Source organism: Clostridium gasigenes (assembly GCF_017348895.1).
Taxonomy (GTDB): domain Bacteria; phylum Bacillota; class Clostridia; order Clostridiales; family Clostridiaceae; genus Clostridium; species Clostridium gasigenes.
This window is the reverse complement of sequence record NZ_CP071376.1, coordinates 43,374-62,303: the sequence shown is the minus strand read 5'-3', so window position 1 is coordinate 62,303 and position 18,930 is coordinate 43,374. Positions and strand designations below refer to the sequence as shown.

Sequence of the window (18,930 nt, the reverse complement as noted above, 5' to 3'; positions counted from 1 at the left end):
TTAATTACCACAAAAATGGTATAATTAAAAAGTATATTAATGAGAAAAAATATATATAGATAAAGGTATCTAAAAATAGTTAATTGTTATAGTTAATAATTATTTTTATACTTAAATACTGGAAGAAAGAGTGGGTACTATGATAATACGTGAAAATATTGTAGAGGTAGAAGAAGTCTCAAAAGAATTTATGCTACACACTAATGAAATTAATAGAACTCCAGAGGATGTTATATTTTTTGATTTGGAGCATTATGTATATAAGAAGCCTAAATGTATTGGTGTTTTCGGAGCTTGTATATATAATAATAAGGATAAAAAAATATATGTAACTCAATATATGATTGAAAATAAAAATGAAGTAGTAGATTTACTTATACTAGCAAAAAAATATTTTATTAACATGAAAGAAGCTGGTAAAAAAGCTATTGTTACATTTTCAGGGAATAATGATTTTACAGTAATTAATTATCTCTTTAAAAAGTACAACATAGAATATGATTTTTCTATAGAATATGAATCCATAGACATTCAAAAAGAGTATGAAAGAGAAAGAAAAACATCAATAGGTCTTAAAAATTTAGAAAAATTATTTGATATTCATAGAGAAGGAGATTTAATTAGTGGGTCTAACCTAGCAAAGACATTTCATAAAGTGTTAAAAGATAGAGAATATATAATGAGAATGCCAAAAGAAAAAATAGAAACTATACTTTTATATAATGAGCAAGATGTAACAAATCTTTGTGTTATCTTTAAGAAATGGAATCAATACATTATTAATATTGAAAAAGAGAATGAAGAATATAATGAAAAAGATACTGAGAAAGAAAATGAAGAAGATACTGAAAAAGCAGAATATAATGAAGACATAGAAATAATAGATGAAACTAAAAAGATAGATATGATAGAAGAAAGTGAAATTAAATTAGAAGTTAATAATGTAATTTAAAAACAAATATCTAATCTTAATTGTTTTAGGAGAAATCCTTAAACAATAGATGCCTCCAAATTTTTATTTGGAGGCATCTATTGTTTAATTTAGTAATCGTAAACAAAATAATAAGATAAATATCCCTTGATTTGAAGAATTTTATTTGTTTGGAATCCTATTTATTTCTGTTCCGTTAGAGGATAATACTATAGTTCCATCTAAATCAGTTCTATAAGATTTTATATTATTAGTATTTAATAAAGTTAGTGTTTTATTAGTGGGATGTCCATATTTATTATCTATACCTGCAGATATTACACCAATAGATGGATTAACAGCATTTAAAAAAGTTTTGCTAGTTGAAGTTGAAGATCCATGATGGCCAAGTTTTAAAACGTCAGATTTTATATTAGGATTTTTAGATAAAACTTCTTTTTCAACTTCAACTTCTGCATCACCAGTAAATAGAAAAGAATTATTTCCATATTCAATTTTTATTATAGGGGAATAGTCATTAAGATTAGAATATTCTTCTTTGCTTGGAGAAAATACTGTTACATTTGTGCCTTTGCCTAAATCGATAGTATCTATGCCAGCTTTAATAATATTAATTTTTAAATCTTTAGTTATTAAAGATTCCACCATTTTTTCAAATGTGCTAGTTGTATGTTCAACTTTTGGAGCATAAAATTTTCCGACTTCATACTTATTAATGACAGAGGACATACTACCTATGTGGTCTTCATGAGGATGTGTTGCAATTATATAATCTAGTTTAGATAAGCCGATAGAATCTAAATAAGTTAATAAATTTTCTTTAGCATCTTTTGGTCCTGCATCAATAAGTAAATTTTTATTGTTTACTTGTATTAAAATAGAGTCGCCTTGGCCAACATCTATATAGTGAACAATCATTTTATTAGTGGGATTTAGGTTTTTTTTAGGTGTAAATAAAAGGTTGTAGAATGAAAAAATAAAAGCAAATATTAATATTAATAAGGATAGAATTGAAAATTTCTTTTTCAATTTTAAGACCTCCTAAATTCTTAGTTAAAGTTATTTTTTTGTATTTGCAATTTAAATAAAGGCTAAACTTCTCATTGTACTATAATATTTATCCTTGTATAATACAAGTAAGGAATCTAAAAAAATATATTAGAAATTCTTCAGATTCCTTTAAAAACATAATTAGGAGAAAAATAATGGATTTGTTTAAGAAAATAAATTATGGATTATATATGATAATCTTAAGATTAAAGGCTATTAAATTATTTTTTATTAGAAGATTTAAAGGCGAAGTAGAAGCGGATAAATATGTAGCGAAAGTTGAATGTGCTTGGGCGGATTACACTATAAATAAAGCTGTCAAAATGAATGTTACAGTAATAGGAGAGGAAAATATACCAGAGGAACCCTGCGTCTTTATAGGAAATCATACAAGTGTTTTAGATTGTCCTTTATTAATATTTACAGCAAAAAGAAGTATTGGGTTTATAGCAAAGAAAGAATTAATAAAGGTGCCTATTATAGGATATTGGATAAAACAAGCTAAGTGTGTGCCAATTGATAGAGAAAATGTACGAGAAGCAGTTAAAGTAATAAATGAAGGTGTACAAAATCTTAAAGAGGGTCATAGCATGGCAGTATTTCCAGAAGGAACTAGGAGTAAAGATGGAAAACTTGGAGAATTTAAAAGAGGTAGTATGAAACTTGCTACAAAAGCAAAAGTGCCCATAATTCCAGTAGCAATGGATAGAGCAGACAGAGCATTTGAAATAGATAGAAAAATTAAACAAATAGATATTATAGTTACATTTGGTGAACCAATTTATACAGAAAATTTAACAAAAGAAGAAGAAAAAGAATTAGCAGAAAAAGTTAGAAGTGTTATAGCAAATTCTTTAGAGAAAAATAAAGAATAATAAATGTTAAAAATTTGATGAAATAAGTAACGAATTATTTTTTTTATTTTAAGGAAATGCGATAAATAAATTTAATTATTAAAAAAACGTTCGTGTATATGTTTTCAAATACAATATGTTTTCAATTTAATAATAGTTTGTGAAAAATGAAAAAACTTCTTTCTTAAATTGCATAATATATGATATAATTTAATAATAAATCACTAAAAGATATAAAAATGAATATTTAACTAAGATAAAATGCAAAAAGGGGGCAATTGTGTGCGTAAAGAGTTTTCAATAAGCAATGATAAAATATTAATAAACTTTACAGCTAAGTACTGTAATAACTTTCAAACACTAACAGAAAGTGAGGGGTTTAGAAGGGTTCTTGAGGTTTATTTAAAAACCTCAGAAACAAAGCTTTCTTTAAGCTATAAATACTTATCAAAATCTTTAAATACGAATGATCTATGTGAATTAAGAAAAGATGTAATAAGAGTAATTAAATATTTAACAGTTATGGATGTGAATGAAATAGTTACATTTGATGAAAATTATAAAAACTTATTTTCAGACAAAGATAGCTTCATATATTTCATAGAAGATTTTTATTTATTCTGGAGAAGACTTGAAAGATATACAGTAATTCATGGAGATAAAGTACAAGAGGGATTAGAAGCTATGAACCTTACACAAGCAAATACAGCTTTTTCAACTCTTATTAAAAAGTTATATAGAAAAATAGAAAAAAATGTTTCTGGATTAAAACCAAAGGTATTTAGACAATTACCAGCAGGTGGGAATTCATGTGTAATGATAAATAAAGTATTATGGCCTATACCAGATGGTTATGAAGCTTTAGAAAAAATACAATTTATAGATACTATATTACTTGAAACTCCATTTATAACATATCCTAAAAAAAATACTAGAAATGGTATGTTTAATGAAGTTTTTGAAAATCCAGTTAAAAGAGCTTCATTAAATGCAGATCATTGGTTCTGCTACACTGCAAAGGTTGGAGAATTACTAGCATACATATATTTCCATAGAGATTATATGGCTCATGGAATAACTTTATGTAATTTATTTGAAATGGCAAGAACAGAAGAATATAGAGGTAGAAAACCTGATATTATTTTTGTGTTTGGAGCTAATGATGATGATGGTAATTTAAAAACAGTATTTTATGATGATGTTAAAAATGATATAATGGTTGGATACATTAATCATTCAGAAGAAATAGATTATTTTGGATATATGAAAAAAATGACATTAACACTTCATAATTTAATTATGATAAAAAGAGGTTGCTTACCTATTCATGGAGCTATGGTAAACATTGTGCTTAAGGAAGGTAAGAATGCTAATGTTGTTATAATGGGAGATAGTGGTGCTGGTAAATCTGAAAGTTTAGAAGCTTTTAGAACTTTAAGTGAAGATCATATTAGTAATATGACAATAATATTCGATGATATGGGTACTTTTAAAGAAAAAGATGGAGATATTATAGGATATGGTACAGAAATTGGTGCTTTTGTAAGACTAGATGATTTAGATCAAGGTTATGCATTTAAGGAAATGGATAGAAGTATATTTATGAATCCAGATAAAACAAATGCAAGGTTAGTTATGCCAGTCGCTCCTTATAAAGAAATAATTAAAGGATATAAAGTTGATTTATTCCTTTATGCAAATAATTATACTAAGGTAGGAGAAGGCGAAACTTCCATAGAATACTTTAAAACAGCTAAGGAAGCTATTAATGTATTTAAATCAGGAGCAAGAATGGCTAAGGGAACTACAACTGAAATAGGACTTGTAGAATCATATTTTGCAAATCCATTTGGACCAGCTCAAAAGCCAGAACAATGTGATATATTAATTGATAATTATTTTGATGCAATGTATAAAGGTAATGTTAAAGTTGGGCAAATTAAAACTTGTTTAGCAGTTAACGGACAAGAAAAAGAAGGACCAAGACTTGCAGCTTTAGAATTATTTGAAATAATAAAGAATTTATAAAATAAAAAGCCTCTCAAATTTGAGAGGCTTTTTATTTTAGTCTGAACTCATTAATTTATCTTTTGCAAAGAATGACAGTGAGTATAATCCAGCTATTCCTACTAGAGCATACACAATTCTACTAAATGCTGTCATATCTCCGAATAGTGTAGAGACTAAGTTAAATTGGAAAAATCCAATTAAACCCCAGTTTATCGCTCCTATAATAACTAATATAAGAGCGGTTGAATCTAATACTTTCATAAAAAACACTCCTTTATTTTTGGATACATAATTATGTTTCCCAAAGAAATATTTTTTATGTGTAAAACATAAAATTAAATTGTAATATTCCTATCTACTGGTTGTTCAAGTGAAATAAATGTATCTGTTCTTTGAACTCCAGGAATTACATTTATTTTATTAAGTAATATAGATTGTAAATCAGAAATGTTTTTGCATATTACTTTTGTAAAAATAGAATAATTCCCTGTAGTTAGATGTAATTCTACAACCTCGCTTATTAAAGAAAGTTGATCTACAACTGATGAGAAAGAAGATGTTTTATCTACATATATGCCAACAAAGCAGCATACATCATAGCCCAATATTGGTAGGTTTAAAAGAATTCTAGTTCCTTTTACAACTCCAAGTTCTTCCATCTTTTTCATTCTTACATGTATAGTACCACCACTAACATGACATATTCTAGCTATTTCTAAATAAGGAGTTCTAGAGTCCTTAATTAATAAATCTAATATTTGAAGGTCAAGTTCATCTAATTGATAGGTTTGGTTTAAACCCATATTATCACCCCTATTTAACGATTTTATAATTTCTTTTTCTATTTTATCAAATTTATTGTGAAAATAGAAGCTAAAAATGATAATATTATAAAATAAATTAAAAAAATTAATGAATTGATAAAAAATCCCAAATAAAGCAAGATGCTTTCAAAAAAAAAAAAAAATTAAATTTATAACACTTGAAAATAAAGCTTATTTATTTTAATATATAGGTTACACAGTAAAATAGGAGGGATACTTATGAGCAACATATTATATATAGTAATAATGATAGTAGCAACAATTTTAATTTTTTGGGGCGGAAGAAAATTTATATTTTCTAAAGTGAAAATAAACAAATGGATTCCTTTAGGAATTTCAATAGTAATTTTAGCAAGCCAATTTTTTATAGGAAACCAAAATAAGTGGATTAATGCGGTCTCAACATTATTAACAGTTATGTTTTTCTTATGGTTTATGGAAATTCATAGTACTGGAGGCCCTAAGGTTGCAGAAAAGAAAATAGTAATTAAGCCTAAAGCTAAACCAAACAGAGTTAAGCATTTAAAAAAATAAGAAAATAAATAATTTAGGCATCTTCAAAAAATACTAGTAGTTAAACTAGTTATTTTTTCAAGATGCCTTAAACATATAAAAAACCTTTAAGGAATATTTGCATTTTAGTCTGGATTTTTAGTTACAAAAATAGGTGAACTAAAAGCGATTTTACCAGTTTTCTGAATAACTTTAATTACATACCAGCTTTCATCTTTTTCATGTACATGCTCATAAAGATATTTAATGTTATTTAAGTTAATGTCAATTATGTTTTTGACCAAAGTACCTTTATTAGAAATTATATGAATTTCTTTAATTGGATACCTAATATCATCAGCATAAATCATAAATTTAAGTTTATCAGAAGTTATAACAATTTCCTCACCCATAAAAATATTATTAATAGTAAAATAAAGTTTCAAAAAACGGGATTCAGTTGAATAGGTTCTTCTATTTCTAAAAGCAGATACTAGTGCAGTAGTTGAAAGTTCATTACCTATATAAACTGTAAGGTTTTCTGAATCACCAAAATTTACTTTGTGGTTATCCTGACTATTTATGGCGCCAAGTTTCCAACCTATATCTAGAAGGTTATAATAATATTTATCATGGCGAGTATATTTCGACGAAGGGTTTCCGTTACCAACTTCCACAGAGGTAATAAGCTTGTTAAATATTGGATGGTGATCAAGGCTATTAACATTTTTGTGGGGATGATTAATTGAAATAAAAGCATTTGTATTATTTAACATCCATAAAGCTAAAAGCTTTAAGTCTATTATTGTACCATTAAAAAATGTATTAGAATTTATTATATTAAAATCACCAAAAGAGTTAGTTTTACATTCAAAGCCTACTAAGGGTAAAAAATCATCGTATTTCTTCCTCATCTTAATTGCATAGTGATGAGTTCCTTGCCATCTTGTTAAAACCTCATCTTTAATAATAACTTTATTAGAAAGATAAGAATTATGGTCTGTTATGCACATAAAGTTTATACCTGTTTTTCTTCCATATTCATAATCATCATAAGGATTTCCTCTGCCGGTAGAATAAGATGTATGACAATGAGGTATTCCATAATAAAATTTTAAATTGCTTTGATCGAATTCTTTTATGTCTTTATGCTTTTTTCTTCCCAAATTATGCCTCTCAAAATATTGTTTAATTATATATAGTATTACATAGGTATAAATAATGACAATAATATAAGGGAATGATAAAATAAGTTTATAAGATTATATATTTATTTTTCAAAAGATGTTTTAATGAAAAGGAGTTATAGAAATGATAAAAGAGTTTCAAGGGGTTAAACCTATAGTACATAAAACTTGCTATATTTCAGAAAGTGTTGATATAATAGGAAATGTTGTTATTAAAGATAACGCTAATATTTGGTTTGGTACAAGGATTAAAGGCGATATGAATAGTATTGTTATAGGCGAAAATACAAATATTCAAGAAAACTCTGTAGTTCATGTAGATAGCCATTGTGGAACATATATAGGTGATGATGTAACAATAGGGCATGGAGCTATAATTCATGGATGCACTATACATAATAATGTTTTAATAGGAATGGGTTCTATTGTATTAAATGAAGCTATAATTGGGAAAAATACAATTATAGGAGCAGGATCATTAATACCACAAGGAAAAGAAATACCAGAAGGTGTTCTTTGTCTTGGTAGCCCAGCTAAAGTAATTAGAAATTTAACTGAAGAAGAAATAATAGGAATTAAGACTTCAGCAAATAATTATGTAAACTTAAGTAAAAAATATATATAGGAGGCAGGTTAAACAATTAGTTTAATAGTGCCTAAATCAGGAGGAAATATGTTAAATATAGGTGAATATCACGTTTTAAAAGCAGTAAGAAAAAAGGATTATGGATACTTTCTACAAAATGAAGAAGGTGACTCAGTTTTATTACCAACATCATGTATTGGTAAGGAAAGAGTTAGAATTGATGACGTTTTAAATGTATTTGTTTATAAAGATTCATTAGATAGACCAGTTGCATCACTTGCTAAACCATTTGTAACTGCAGGAGAAGTTGGTTATTTAAAAGTTGTAATGAAAACAGAATTTGGAGCTTTCATTAGTATTGGATTAGACAGAGATATTTTTGTTCCAATTAAAGAACAAAGATTTGAAATTAAAGAAAATGAAAAATATTTATTCTATATATATGTAGATAAAACGGGAAGGCTTGCAGGAACTACAGATGTAGAACCTTACCTAAGACCTTTAGAAGAAGCGGATAACATAACTTATAAAGTAGGAGATGAAATGGAAGCTGTAGTTTATTCAGCTACTCCAGCTGGTACTTTAAATGTTGCAATAGATTGTAAATATAAAGGATTAGTATTACCAAATGAATACTTCCAAAGTGTTTATCCAGGAATAGAATTAAAATTAAGAGTTAAAAGATTGTATGAAGATGGAGTAATTGGATTTTCTTCAAGACAAAAAAGATTAATAGAAAGATCAAGTCTTCAAGAATCTATATTAAAACATATGGATATTAATGGTGGTTTTATGGCGTTTAACGATAAATCAGCACCAGAAGATATAAAAGCAACATTTAATACAAGTAAAAACTACTTCAAAATGGCACTTGGTGGCTTAATGAAGGAAGGAAAAATAGCTCAAGACTTAGAAGGAACAAGAATAGTAAAGTAGAGTAACTTATATTTAGGATAGAATTCAATTAATACTAAGCAAACTTATATCATATAACTTTATATGATATAAGTTTGTTTTTTTTTGTATTTTAAAATGGGGAAAATAAATAAAGTTTGAAAAAACTAGGGCATTAAATCTTTAGCATATGGTATAATTATATTGAAAATAAAGGGGGAATTAGTATGTTTAAAAATTTCGCAGCAGACGCTTTAGGATTAAGTGATATAGGAAAAATAATTAGTTCTAAGGATTATGACAAAGTAGATGCAGATGATTATATAATGCATGAAGATGGAGAAAAAATATTTTTCTTAATTAAGTCAAGGACAGATGAATATTGCTTCACTAATTTAGCTTTAATACATGTAGATGGTGAATCAGCTATTAGTAAGAAGAGAGCAGTAAAAAGATATGACTATTATAAAAATAAATTAAGTAACATAACTATTGAAACAGCAGGAACAATAGATTTAGATTGTGAAATTAAGTTTGCAATAAATCAAGAGATGTTTTTAATTGATGTTGACAAAAGAGCCATTGAGCAATTAAAAGATCTTTATAAAGCTTTAATAAGAATAGAACAAATTACAGAAAGTAATGAAACAATGTTAATAAAATCAGGAGAAGTTTTAGAAATAGCATCTAAAGCCTGTGGTTCTCAAAAAATAGAAAATGGAGATTTAGCAGAAATATTTAAGAATATTAATGAATATTCTTTCCAATGGATAAAGCAAAGTAGAGAAGAATATATTAAAAAAGATTTTACAGATACATTTAAGAATTATATAAATAATTAAAGATAAAGTATTAGCGCAGCTCCTAGATAAAAAATTATCTAGGAGCTGTTTCTTTGGTGTTATTATCCAGTATAGTCAGCTAGAATAACATATTTATTTTCGCCAACCTTTAATAGGTAAATAAAACACCTCACATTATTAAAATTAAATTTGTATAAAAAAATATATATATCCTAATTATAATAAATAAAAGTATTGATTTATGAAAAAATTAAATAAGAATATTGACTTTGTTACTTTACTGTGATAAAGTAATGATGTGATAAAGAAAACAAAAGGGGGCAATTAATAATGAGTATAAGAAAATTAATAAAAAAGGTTTTAATGACAACTATAGTAGGGGCAATGGCTATAGGATTTGTAGGTTGTGGTAACACTGAAAAACTAGTTTTGGGGTTTGATGATACTTTTGTACCAATGGGATTTAAAGATGAAAATGGCGAGGTTACAGGTTTTGATATTGAACTTGCAAAGGCAGTTGGAGAAAAGCTAGGTAAAGAAATAGAGTTTCAACCAATAGATTGGAGCATGAAAGAAACAGAACTTAATAATGGAAATATAGATTTTATTTGGAATGGATATTCAGTTACTGATGAAAGACGTGAAAAGGTTGAATTTTCAAAGACTTATTTAAATAATAGACAAATAATAATTACACTTGCAGATTCAAAAATTAAAACAAAAGCAGATTTAAAAGATGCTAAAGTTGCAGCACAAAATGCATCAAGTGCAGTTGAGGCAATAGAAGCTGATGGAGATATAATTTCTACATTTAAAAATGGGAAAATTATAACTTTTGACACTAATAATGAAGCGCTAATGGATTTAGAAGCAGGAAGAGTTGATGCTATTGTTGCTGATGAAATATTAGCAAAATATTATATGAATGGAAGAGGTATTGAAAAATATAATGTTATTTCAGAAGATTTTGGAATAGAAGATTATGCAGTAGGTATGAGAAAAGATGACGCAGCATTTGTTGAGAAATTTAATAAAGCTTTTGATGAAGTTGTAGATGATGGAACAGCAGCAGAAATATCAAAAAAATGGTTTGGTGAAGATATAATAGCTAAATAAAGGAGGGAAAATTATGCAAGATATAATAAGCCTTATTCCACAAGTGCTTCAGGGTTTAACAACAACATTGATGGTGTTTATATTAACATTAATATTATCAATTCCCTTAGGAGTAATTATAGCTCTTGGAAGAATATCTAAAATGAAAATATTAAATAGCATAACAGGTATTTATATCTATATATTTAGAGGAACTCCTTTATTATTACAAATACTATTTATATTTTTTGGGCTACCATCACTTGGATTATCAATTCCTAGAATGCCAGCAGCTATACTTGCAATGGTATTAAACTATGGTGCATACTTTGGAGAAATATTTAGAGCGGGAATAATTTCTATTGATAAAGGACAAATTGAAGCTGCTGAGGTACTTGGAATGTCTAAAAAGGATATCTTTGTTAGAATAATTCTGCCTCAAGCATTAAAAACAGTGTTTCCACCAGTATCAAATGAAGTTGTTACACTTGTAAAAGATACAGCACTAGTTTATGTTGTGGGATTAGACGAACTTCTTAAAGTTGCTAAAATAGCATCAAATAGATTAACATCAATAATGCCATTTGTAGTTGTAGCTATAGTATATTTAATTCTTAATGGGATAATTGCAAAAGTATTAGAAAAAATTGAGAAAAAATATAACTATTATCAGTAGGAGGGGACGTGCATGTTAAAAATAAGTGGATTGAAAAAAAGCTTTGGAAAAACAGAGGTATTAAAAGGCGTTGATTTAGAAATAAAATCTGGTGAAATACTAGTAATCGTTGGTCCTTCAGGTGGAGGAAAAACAACTCTACTTAGATGTGTTAATGCTTTAGAAACCTGCGATGATGGCTTAATTGAAATCAATGGAAATACTTTATGTGAAAATGGGAAATATATAGATAAAATAGAAATGAAAAATATAAGAAAAGATATAGGCTTAGTTTTTCAAAATTTTAACTTATTTCCTCATATGAGTGTTTTAGAAAATTTAATAGAAGCACCACAAAAGGTTTTTGGTGTTTCAAAGGAAGAAGCAATAAAAAGAGCAGAAGAAACTTTAAGTTTCCTTGGGCTAAATGATAAAAGAGACAACTACCCCTGCGAGCTATCAGGAGGCCAAAAGCAAAGAGTTGCAATTGGAAGAGCATTAGTATTAGATCCAAAGTTAATGTGCTTTGATGAGCCGACATCGGCATTAGATCCAGGTCTTACAGATGAGGTTGCAAAATTAATTAGAAGTCTTGGAAAAGAAGGTATGAGTATGATGATAATTACTCATGATATGGAATTTGCAAAGAAAGTTGCAGATAGAATATTTTCTATGGATAAGGGTCTACTTACAGAAGGATTAATATTTGGAAATATAGTTTAATTTATGAAAAATAGAATATTGCTTGATAGGGTGAATAATATGCAATAATTACCTTTACATTTATCTGAAATTGGTCTATTATTTTTTTTGACAGTGCTTTTTTAAAAAGAAGCACTGATTTATTTATTATAAAAACTATAAAGGTTAATTAATAGGGAGGTTACATAAATCAAAAATTCAACAAAACATTCAATAGTTATAGGGTTTGCATTATTTGCAATGTTCTTCGGTGCAGGAAACCTAATTTTTCCACCCGCATTAGGAAAAGCAGCAGGGGACTCAGTTTTATTATCAATTATAGGCTTTCTTATTACAGGAGTTTGTCTTCCTCTATGTGCAATAATTGCCTGTGCTAAAATTAACGGTACTTTCGAAAAAATGGCAGATAGAGTAGGCCCAATATTTTCTGTGATAGTCTCTATAGCTTTAGTTCTTGTAATAGGACCTTTATTTGCAATTCCAAGAACAGCCTCAACAACTTTTGAACTAGGAATACAGCCTTTGTTTCCTGAAATTGGACAAAATATATCGATTATAGTTTTTTTTGTAATAGTGCTTGCATTTGCGCTTAAACCTTCTTCAATAATTGATAATATAGGTAAAATACTTACACCGGCACTTTTATTAATGTTAAGTATAATTATAGTTAAAGGAATAATATATCCTATTGGACCAGTTGTAGCTACATCTTACCAAGGTGCATTCTCAAAAGCCTTAATAGAAGGATATCAAACAATGGATGCTATGACGGGCGTTATATTTTCATCAATAATTCTTGCATCTATTAGAGCAAAAGGTTATGAAAGCTCAAAAGATATAATGATGATAACTATGAAATCAGCTGTAGTGTCTTTAATCGGTTTATCCTTTGTATATGCTGGACTTATGTACCTTGGAACTCAAACAACTACTTTGTTCTCAGAAAAGATATCTAGAACTAGTCTGGTTACAGAAATTGTTAGATTAGACTTAGGTAGCATTGGTAGTATTATACTTAGTTTATGTGTTACTGTTGCATGCTTAACCACTGCTATAGGAATACTTTCAGCTGGATCAAAATTCTTTGCTAAACTTTCTAAAGGTAAATTATCTTACGAAAGTATTGCTATTAGTATGGCTTTAGTAAGTGGAGTAATGGCTACAAGGGATGTTGATAGTTTAATTAAATTGGCAGGTCCAGTTTTACAAATTATATATCCAATTGTAATTGTTCTAATAGTTACTACTTTGCTTGGTAATATAGTGAAAAACAATAAGGTAGTTGCTATAACTACCTACACAGTTTTAATAGTAAGTGTTTTAAATACTATAAATGATTTAACAGCAAATAGCATTGGATTTTTTAAATATGTGCCTCTATCCAATGTAGGATTTGCATGGATTATACCAGCTGTATTTGCTTTTGTAATTTCCAACAATTTAGCGAAAGCAAATAAGTTATAAAAACTACCCACAGACGTCAAACTAGATGTTAATTTGGATTAGAAGAAATGAAGGGCATAGTTAGTTAAGTAACGTGTTAAACGCCGTATAAATAGCATAGAAATATGCTATTTATACGGCGTTTTCATTATATTAAATTAGTTAGCTAAATGCCTCTTTTATTTTAAAAAATATTTATTTATCCTTCATTCTAAAGAATATTTTAATAAACTCATTTATTATAAATGGTACTAATGATAATCCAACTACAAGTCCCCAATCTGATACTGTTAAAGAATAAACTTTAAATATTGATGCTAAAACTGGAACTGTAATTATAATAAATTGCAAACTTATTCCAAATGCAATAGAACCAATTAACCATTTATTTTTTAATACTCCAACTTGGAATAAGGATTTTGTTTCGTTTCTCATAGTTAATGAATAAAACAATTGAGAAACACTTAATACTACAAATGCCATAGTTTGAGCATGCATTAATGAACCAGGGTAAAGTCTTTCTCCTAATTTAAATGCAATTAATGTGGTAACACCAATTAATATTCCATTAATAATTAGTAATCTACCCATTCTACCAGCAAAAAGACTTTCCTTTGGGCTACGTGGTTGTTTAGACATAACATCGTGGTCGCCTGGATCAACTCCAAGTGCAAGAGCTGGGAAACTATCTGTAATTAAATTAACCCATAATATATGAATAGGTAATAGCGGTGTAGACCAGTTAAATAATATAGCAAAGAATAATGCTATAACTTCTCCAAGGTTACAACTTAATAAGAATAAAATTGACTTTTTTATATTGTTAAAGATATTTCGTCCTTCTTCAACAGCTTTAACTATAGTTGTAAAGTTATCATCAGTTAAAACCATGTCAGCGGCACCTTTAGCAACATCTGTACCTGTAATTCCCATGGCAACACCAATGTCGGCTGCTTTTAATGAAGGAGCATCATTTACTCCGTCACCAGTCATTGAAACTATATTACCATAAGATTTAAAGGCTTTAACTATTTTAACTTTATGCTCTGGAGAAACTCTAGCAAAAATTCTATAGTTATTAACTATTTTTATAAATTCTTCATCGGAGTAAGTATCAATTTCACTTCCGGACATTGCCTGGGCAATATTTTCTGCAATTCCAAGTTCTTTGGCAATGGCAACAGCAGTGTTTTTATGATCACCAGTAATCATAATAGTTCTTATACCAGCTTTTTTACTAAGTTCAATTGAACCCTTAACCTCTTCCCTTGGAGGATCAATCATACCCATTAAACCAATAAAGATTAAGTTATCTTCTAAATTATCAATTGCTACATGTTCATTTTCTAAAATTTTATATCCAAGAGCTAAGACTCTTAAAGCATCATCAGACATGCCGTTAGAAGATGTTAGAACATTAGCCTTTAGTTCATCAGTAAAGTCCTTAACTTCGCCACCAATTAATATTTTTGTTGATATTTTTAAAATGCTATCAATAGCACCCTTAGTAAAAGTATAATAATTTTCATTGTACTTATTTAAAGTTGTCATAAGTTTCCTATCAGAATCAAAAGGAATTTCATTAACTCTTTTATGATTTGTATTTAAATCATCTTTAAATATATTAAATTTATTTCCTACATCTAATAAAGCAATTTCGGTTGGGTCACCAGTTTTAGAAGATTCTGTTGAAGTTGCATCATTACATAAAATCATACCATCTATTAATAATTTAGTTGTTTCATCTGTAATATTTGCATCCTCTAAAGATTTAAGTTCATTATTAACAAAATATTTTTTGACAGTCATTTTATTAATTGTTAAAGTTCCTGTTTTATCAGAACAAATAATATTAACAGAACCTAAAGTTTCAACAGCAGGTAATTTTCTAATAATAGCATTTTCCTTAATCATTCTTTGAACGCCAAGAGCTAAAACAATAGCAACAATGGCAGGTAATCCTTCGGGAATAGCAGCTACAGCTAAACTTATGGAAGTCATAAACATATCCATAAAGTTTCTTCCTTGGAACATTGAAATAATAAGCATAAGTATTGAAATAGAAACAGCGGCAAATCCAAGAGTTTTACCAAGCTGTGCAAGTTTCTTTTGAAGAGGTGTTGTATCATCACCCTCAGCATCAAGCATTTTTGCAATTTTACCAATTTGAGTATCCATACCAGTACTTGTAACTATACCAGTTCCTCTACCATAAGTAGCAAGCGTAGACATAAACAACATATTATGCTGATCTCCAATAGGGACATCTCCTTCAGATACTATAGTTTCTGAATTTTTATCAGCAGGAACAGATTCTCCCGTAAAGGCAGATTCTTCGATTTTCAAGTTAGCAGATTCTAAAATTCTTAAATCAGCAGGTATATATCTTCCTGCATCAATAATAACTATATCTCCAACAACTACTTCTTCAGATGGAATTTCTTTTAATTGTCCATCTCTTTTAACAAGAGCTTTTGGAGTAGAAAGCTTTTTAAGTGCATCAAGTGCCTTTTCAGCTTTAGATTCTTGCACTAAGCCAATAAGAGCATTAACTAAAATAACAATTAATATGATTACAGCATCGCTAATTTCACCTACAATACCAGAAATTAAAGCAGCGCCAAGTAAAATATAAATCATTACATCGTTAATTTGAATAAAGAAAAGCATTGCAATTGATTTTTTCTTTTTTCCTGCTAGTTTATTTTCACCATTAGTTGCTAATCGTTCTTTTGCGTCTGTAGAAGAAAGCCCATTAAGAGCATTAGAGTTAAGCTCTTTTAATGCTTCTTCTGATGTTTTATTAAACCACATATGAAAAACCCTCCTTACTTTTTTGAAGACCCCTTAATAATCTATAAAAATTATTTTACTATAAGTATAGCATAAATAAAGTTGTTAATATTAATACCTGGTAAAAAAAGTAATATGTAAAGTTCTTATTAATGTAAAAAAAATATAGTGGAAAATAGCCTGGGAATATTGAATTATTAGTTTGTTTTAAACCTCTAATACACTTTCGAAAAAATAAAACCTCTAGTTGAAAAAACGTTACTCTGCTATAATATTAATAAGGCATGTGAAAGGATTGATTAGTATGGAAATTGGAAGAGTAAATTCAAAAGATACAATTAGAAATGAAAGAAAAATAGTGTCAGAGAAAAAAGATTTTTCTCAAAGCTTTAATCAAGCTAGAGATAGAAAATCAGAAGAACAATTAAATAAAATGATTGAAGAAATTAATAAAAGAGGAAATAGATTAGTAACTACAAAAACTTATGGGGATGTAATAGCCTATAAAAAAATGATTAAAGAATATTTAGCATCAATTTTAAAGTTTATGTATGATACTAAAAAGGATGTTAGTTTTTGGCAAACACAGTACTTTGTAACAGTTGAAACTATAGATGAAAGACTTGAAGAACTTACAAAGGAATTAATGGCTGAGGAAAGAGAAAATTTAAACGTAGCAGCTACTATAGATGAAATACAGGGACTTATAGTTGATATATATAAGTAATGTATATTCAAAGAAATAGAGCATCACTATAAACTAGTTTTATAGTGATGTTTTTAATTTTTAAGAATAATAATTGAAAATAGTTATCAACTGTTGTAGTATTAAATATAATAAACAATATAAAAACGGAGGAAAAAAATATGATAAAAAGATTTATTAGTTATTATAGACCTTACAAAAAACTATTTTTCTTAGATATGATTGTTGCATTTATTGCAGCGATTTGTGATTTAGTATTTCCTATGATGACAAGAAATTTGGTTAATGAGAGCATACCAAATAAAAATTTAAGAATGCTTATAGTATTTGGTGGAACTCTTTTAGCAATATATATAGTTAAGGGAGCTTGTACTTACTTTATGCAATATTATGGACATGTAATGGGCGTTAGAATGCAAGCGGATATGAGACGGGAAATGTTCCTGCATCTTCAAAAGTTACCTAATAAGTATTTTGATAATAATAAAACTGGTGACTTAATGAGTAGAATGATAAATGACCTTATGGAAATTTCAGAACTTGCTCATCATGGTCCGGAAGATTTATTTATTTCAATGGTTATGTTAATAGGTTCATTTGGAATCTTATGTACTATAAATATACCTTTAACACTTATAATATTTGCCTTTATACCGGTAATTGTAATTTTTACTTGGAAAAAGAAAAATAAAATGTTAAATGCATTTATGGAAACAAGAGTACAAACTTCAGTTGTTAATTCAACACTGGAAAATTCTTTATCAGGAATAAGAATAACAAAAGCATTTGTTTCTCATGAAAATGAAGAGGCTAAATTTGAAAAAGGAAATATAAAATTTAAAAAGGCTAGAGAAGCAGCCTATAAAGTAATGGCTGAATATTCCTCAGTGGTAAATTTTAACATAGATATATTAGATTATATAGCTTTAATTGCTGGAGGACTATTCACATTTAGTGGAGCAATAAATATTGGAGATTTTTTAGCATATCTACTATATATTAAGTTATTCACCCAACCAATTAAAAAGTTAGTTGCATTTATGGAACAATATCAAAATGGTATGACTGGCTTTAAGAGATTTGTAGAAATAATTGAAGAAGAAAAAGAGAAAGAAGACCCGAAGGCTACAGATATAACAAATGTACAAGGTGAAATCAAATTTAAAGATGTACATTTTAGCTATGAAGATAAAAACATATTAGCTGGAATAACTTTAACAATAGAAAAAGGTAAAATGTTAGCTATAGTTGGACCATCTGGTGGAGGGAAAACAACTTTTTGCAACTTAATACCAAGATTTTATGATGTTACAGATGGTGATATCACAATTGATGGTAAAAGCATATATTGTAGTAAGTTAAATTCTTTAAGAAAAAATATAGGGGTGGTACAACAAGAAGTTTTCTTATTTACAGGGACAATAAAAGAAAATATTTTATTTGGAGATCAGAAAGCTAGTGATGAAATGGTAATAGAAGCATCTAAAAGAGCTAATATACATGATTTTATCATGGAACTTCCACAGGGGTATAACACTAATATAGGAGAAAGAGGAGTTAAATTATCTGGAGGACAAAAACAAAGAATATCAATAGCAAGGGTATTTTTAAAAAATCCACCTATACTAATATTAGATGAAGCAACTTCAGCATTAGATAATACTACCGAATATATGATACAAAAATCTTTAGAAGAATTATGCTCAGGTAGAACAACTATAGTTGTTGCTCATAGATTATCAACAATAAAGAATGCGGATGAAATTATTGTTTTAACAGATAAAGGTATAGAAGAACAAGGAACTCATGAAGAATTATTAAATAAAGAGGGTTCATACAAAGAACTATATGAAGCTCAATTTTTAAATTTGAAAAAGGTGCAAAACTGAAAAAGAAACTTCCCTA

At 28.0% G+C, this 18,930-nt stretch carries 18 protein-coding genes; 13 read left to right on the top strand and 5 right to left on the bottom strand.

The window, feature by feature from the left end; translation table 11 throughout:
- The first annotated feature begins 139 nt into the window (after positions 1–139).
- A complete protein-coding gene (locus J1C67_RS00295) occupies positions 140–952 on the top strand; it encodes a ribonuclease H-like domain-containing protein (protein WP_167866308.1) in 813 nt (270 codons plus the stop codon).
- Positions 953–1,093: 141 nt separating this feature from the next.
- Here J1C67_RS00295 and J1C67_RS00290 read toward each other — a convergent pair whose 3' ends face one another.
- Positions 1,094–1,960: a ComEC/Rec2 family competence protein gene (locus J1C67_RS00290; protein WP_167866309.1), complete on the bottom strand. Its 867-nt coding sequence runs from the start codon at positions 1,958–1,960 to the stop codon at positions 1,094–1,096.
- 176 nt (positions 1,961–2,136) lie between these two features.
- Here J1C67_RS00290 and J1C67_RS00285 point away from each other — a divergent pair, with 176 nt between their 5' ends.
- Positions 2,137–2,856, top strand: coding sequence for a lysophospholipid acyltransferase family protein (locus tag J1C67_RS00285; RefSeq protein WP_089972484.1), 720 nt, complete (start codon positions 2,137–2,139; stop codon positions 2,854–2,856).
- Between the two features lie 261 nt (positions 2,857–3,117).
- Positions 3,118–4,863, top strand: coding sequence for a phosphoenolpyruvate carboxykinase (ATP) (locus J1C67_RS00280; RefSeq protein WP_089972487.1), 1,746 nt, complete (start codon positions 3,118–3,120; stop codon positions 4,861–4,863).
- Positions 4,864–4,899: 36 nt separating this feature from the next.
- Here J1C67_RS00280 and J1C67_RS00275 read toward each other — a convergent pair whose 3' ends face one another.
- Both J1C67_RS00275 and J1C67_RS00270 read right to left on the bottom strand, forming a co-directional pair.
- A complete protein-coding gene (locus J1C67_RS00275; RefSeq protein WP_089972491.1) occupies positions 4,900–5,106 on the bottom strand; it encodes a DUF378 domain-containing protein in 207 nt (68 codons plus the stop codon).
- A 74-nt stretch (positions 5,107–5,180) separates the two neighbouring features.
- Positions 5,181–5,648, bottom strand: a complete 468-nt coding sequence (locus J1C67_RS00270) for an Lrp/AsnC ligand binding domain-containing protein (RefSeq protein WP_089972493.1) — start codon at positions 5,646–5,648, stop codon at positions 5,181–5,183.
- Positions 5,649–5,888: 240 nt separating this feature from the next.
- Between J1C67_RS00270 and J1C67_RS00265 the strand changes: the two genes are divergently transcribed.
- Positions 5,889–6,203, top strand: coding sequence for a hypothetical protein (locus J1C67_RS00265; RefSeq protein ID WP_167866310.1), 315 nt, complete (start codon positions 5,889–5,891; stop codon positions 6,201–6,203).
- Between the two features lie 104 nt (positions 6,204–6,307).
- Here the strand turns inward: J1C67_RS00265 and J1C67_RS00260 are convergent, their stop codons facing one another.
- Complete coding sequence (locus J1C67_RS00260) at positions 6,308–7,327, bottom strand: CehA/McbA family metallohydrolase (RefSeq protein ID WP_167866311.1); 1,020 nt, start codon at positions 7,325–7,327, stop codon at positions 6,308–6,310.
- A gap of 145 nt (positions 7,328–7,472) precedes the next feature.
- Here J1C67_RS00260 and J1C67_RS00255 point away from each other — a divergent pair, with 145 nt between their 5' ends.
- The 7 genes from J1C67_RS00255 to brnQ all read left to right on the top strand — a co-directional run bounded on the left by J1C67_RS00255 (position 7,473) and on the right by brnQ (position 13,547).
- Positions 7,473–7,973 carry a gamma carbonic anhydrase family protein gene (locus tag J1C67_RS00255; protein ID WP_167866312.1) on the top strand — a complete coding sequence of 167 codons (501 nt, stop codon included), beginning with the start codon at positions 7,473–7,475 and terminating at the stop codon, positions 7,971–7,973.
- A 48-nt stretch (positions 7,974–8,021) separates the two neighbouring features.
- On the top strand, positions 8,022–8,870 hold the full coding sequence (locus J1C67_RS00250) for a CvfB family protein (protein WP_089972505.1): 849 nt from the start codon (positions 8,022–8,024) through the stop codon (positions 8,868–8,870).
- A 185-nt stretch (positions 8,871–9,055) separates the two neighbouring features.
- A complete protein-coding gene (locus tag J1C67_RS00245; protein ID WP_167866313.1) occupies positions 9,056–9,670 on the top strand; it encodes a PH domain-containing protein in 615 nt (204 codons plus the stop codon).
- A gap of 291 nt (positions 9,671–9,961) precedes the next feature.
- Positions 9,962–10,747, top strand: a complete 786-nt coding sequence (locus tag J1C67_RS00240) for an amino acid ABC transporter substrate-binding protein (protein ID WP_167866314.1) — start codon at positions 9,962–9,964, stop codon at positions 10,745–10,747.
- Between the two features lie 13 nt (positions 10,748–10,760).
- A complete protein-coding gene (locus J1C67_RS00235; RefSeq protein WP_089972516.1) occupies positions 10,761–11,402 on the top strand; it encodes an amino acid ABC transporter permease in 642 nt (213 codons plus the stop codon).
- A 12-nt stretch (positions 11,403–11,414) separates the two neighbouring features.
- The gene (locus tag J1C67_RS00230) at positions 11,415–12,104 is read left to right on the top strand and encodes an amino acid ABC transporter ATP-binding protein (protein WP_167866315.1); all 690 of its coding nucleotides are present in this window, start codon (positions 11,415–11,417) and stop codon (positions 12,102–12,104) included.
- A gap of 168 nt (positions 12,105–12,272) precedes the next feature.
- Positions 12,273–13,547 carry a branched-chain amino acid transport system II carrier protein gene (gene brnQ, locus J1C67_RS00225; protein WP_280526564.1) on the top strand — a complete coding sequence of 425 codons (1,275 nt, stop codon included), beginning with the start codon at positions 12,273–12,275 and terminating at the stop codon, positions 13,545–13,547.
- Positions 13,548–13,721: 174 nt separating this feature from the next.
- Here brnQ and J1C67_RS00220 read toward each other — a convergent pair whose 3' ends face one another.
- On the bottom strand, positions 13,722–16,340 hold the full coding sequence (locus tag J1C67_RS00220; protein ID WP_167866317.1) for a calcium-translocating P-type ATPase, PMCA-type: 2,619 nt from the start codon (positions 16,338–16,340) through the stop codon (positions 13,722–13,724).
- Positions 16,341–16,623: 283 nt separating this feature from the next.
- Here J1C67_RS00220 and J1C67_RS00215 point away from each other — a divergent pair, with 283 nt between their 5' ends.
- Both J1C67_RS00215 and J1C67_RS00210 read left to right on the top strand, forming a co-directional pair.
- Complete coding sequence (locus J1C67_RS00215) at positions 16,624–17,046, top strand: YaaR family protein (RefSeq protein WP_089972526.1); 423 nt, start codon at positions 16,624–16,626, stop codon at positions 17,044–17,046.
- A 140-nt stretch (positions 17,047–17,186) separates the two neighbouring features.
- Entirely contained in the window at positions 17,187–18,914 is a 1,728-nt protein-coding gene (locus tag J1C67_RS00210; RefSeq protein ID WP_167866318.1) for an ABC transporter ATP-binding protein, read from the top strand.
- The last annotated feature ends 16 nt before the right edge of the window (positions 18,915–18,930 follow it).